Raw genomic sequence first — 1,882 nt, forward strand, 5'->3', positions numbered from 1 at the left:
TTGCCGTCGAACTTCACCAGGGAACCGTCTTGGCGGCGAACACCTTTAGCGGTGCGCACAACCACGGCGTTATAAATTTCACCTTTTTTGACACGGCCACGTGGCGCAGCAACCTTAACGGTTACCTTGATCACATCGCCAATGCCAGCATAACGGCGCTTGGAGCCGCCCAATACCTTGATGCACATTACTTCTTTGGCACCGGTATTGTCAGCCACTTCGAGCCGGCTTTCAGTTTGAATCATAGTATTCTCTTTCCCAACTTAAGCCGAAGAATCCACACAATGTAGACCCACGGTCAGTCTTGGTCCCGCCAGAGCCGCCCTGCTGGGCTTCACTGTTTGGGTGCATGACCTTCATACATCAACTGACCGCGAATGCTACTGTCTGTGGCCAGACACTTTGCGGCGTTACATGAACGAAGCCCGCAAGTATTACATACAATTTGCGGGCCTGCAAGTACTAATTAAAACCCACCGCCGAAACGGTGGTTTTTATTTAAACGGTTGGTGCGGCTTGAACCACACGTGTCACCGTCCATGCCTTCGTTTTGGAGATCGGGCGACCTTCCTGGATCTCGACCGTATCACCGGCCTTGACTTGGTTGGTCTCGTCATGCGCGTGATACTTGTTCGAGCGCATGATGATCTTGCCATACAAAGGATGTTTTACGTGGCGCTCGATCAGAACGGTAACGGTCTTGTCCATCTTGTCCGAAACCACTTTACCGATCAGCGTGCGCTTGAGCGACTGTTTCACTGGTTCGTTCATTTGGCTTCCTTCAGATTCATTACCGTCTTCACACGCGCGATATCGCGGCGTACCTTCTTGAGCTGCGAAGTGTTGCTCAGCTGCTGCGTAGCGATTTGCATGCGCAGGCCGAACTGTGCCTTCAACAGGTCATTCAGCTCTTTTTGCAGAGCTGGCTGGTCCTTGCCGCGGAGTTCAGATGCTTTCATATACAACTCCAATTATTGGCCGACTTGGCGGATGACAAACGTCGTCGCCAGTGGCAGTTTAGCGGCGGCAAGACGGAATGCTTCCCGTGCCAGCGCTTCATCAACGCCATCCATTTCGTACAGTACTTTGCCTGGCTGAATTTCAGCGACGTAGTACTCAGGATTACCTTTACCGTTACCCATACGGACTTCAGCCGGTTTGTTCGAAATCGGTTTGTCCGGGAAGATACGGATCCAGATACGGCCACCGCGCTTGATGTGACGCGTCATTGCACGACGCGCCGCTTCAATTTGACGCGCAGTGATACGACCGCGCGCAACTGCCTTCAGACCGAATTCGCCAAACGACACGGCGGTGCCGCGGCTGTGCGAAATACCGGTATTACGGCCTTTCTGCTCTTTACGATACTTTCTGCGTGCTGGTTGCAGCATGATTATTCTCCTGCTTTCTCAGCTGGTGCTGCTGCGGCGGCCGGTTTAGCGGCGGTACGCACACGTGCACCTGGTGCTGTGGATGGTTTCGCACCGGCACCGGCTGGACGTGGACGGCCAGCTGGCTTGCCATCGTCACGGCGTGGGCCGCGGCTTTTCTTCTCGTCAGCTGGGGTATCGATGACTGGTGCATCGCCGTTAGGCGCGCGGTCACCTTTGTATACCCACACCTTGACACCGATGATGCCGTAGGTGGTCGACGCTTCGCTGGTACCGTAGTCGATATCGGCGCGCAGGGTATGCAGAGGCACGCGGCCTTCGCGGTACCACTCTTTACGCGCGATTTCGATACCGTTCAGACGGCCGGACGACATGATCTTGATACCGAGAGCACCCAGGCGCATTGCATTTTGCATTGCACGCTTCATGGCGCGGCGGAACATGATCCGTTTTTCCAGCTGCTGAGCGATCGAATCGGCGATCAGTTGCGA

General features: G+C 54.8%; 5 protein-coding genes. All 5 read right to left on the minus strand.

Annotation, left to right across the window (positions count from 1 at the left end):
- A partial coding sequence (gene rplN, locus ASN89_RS24460; RefSeq protein WP_082654737.1) for a 50S ribosomal protein L14 occupies nucleotides 1-245 on the minus strand: 245 nt, incomplete at its 3' end.
- 253 nt (nucleotides 246-498) lie between these two features.
- Complete coding sequence (gene rpsQ / locus ASN89_RS24465; RefSeq protein ID WP_010394415.1) at nucleotides 499-771, minus strand: 30S ribosomal protein S17; 273 nt, start codon at nucleotides 769-771, stop codon at nucleotides 499-501.
- Nucleotides 768-959 carry a 50S ribosomal protein L29 gene (gene rpmC / locus ASN89_RS24470; protein ID WP_010394412.1) on the minus strand — a complete coding sequence of 64 codons (192 nt, stop codon included), beginning with the start codon at nucleotides 957-959 and terminating at the stop codon, nucleotides 768-770. Before rpmC ends, rpsQ begins: the two co-directional genes overlap by 4 nt.
- Before the next feature lie 12 nt (nucleotides 960-971).
- On the minus strand, nucleotides 972-1,391 hold the full coding sequence (rplP, locus tag ASN89_RS24475) for a 50S ribosomal protein L16 (RefSeq protein WP_034753201.1): 420 nt from the start codon (nucleotides 1,389-1,391) through the stop codon (nucleotides 972-974).
- A 2-nt stretch (nucleotides 1,392-1,393) separates the two neighbouring features.
- A partial coding sequence (rpsC, locus tag ASN89_RS24480) for a 30S ribosomal protein S3 (RefSeq protein ID WP_082654736.1) occupies nucleotides 1,394-1,882 on the minus strand: 489 nt, incomplete at its 5' end.

The sequence above is a fragment of the Janthinobacterium sp. Ant5-2-1 genome (genome assembly GCF_001445815.1).
In the GTDB taxonomy this organism is placed as follows: Bacteria; Pseudomonadota; Gammaproteobacteria; order Burkholderiales; family Burkholderiaceae_D; genus Janthinobacterium; species Janthinobacterium lividum_E.

Excerpts from the sequence above, each read along its gene's own strand:
- rpsQ (WP_010394415.1), bottom strand. The coding sequence starts at position 771 with ATGAACGAACCAGTGAAACAGTCGCTCAAGCGCACGCTGATCGGTAAA.
- rpmC (WP_010394412.1), bottom strand. The coding sequence starts at position 959 with ATGAAAGCATCTGAACTCCGCGGCAAGGACCAGCCAGCTCTGCAAAAA.
- rplP (WP_034753201.1), bottom strand. The coding sequence starts at position 1,391 with ATGCTGCAACCAGCACGCAGAAAGTATCGTAAAGAGCAGAAAGGCCGT.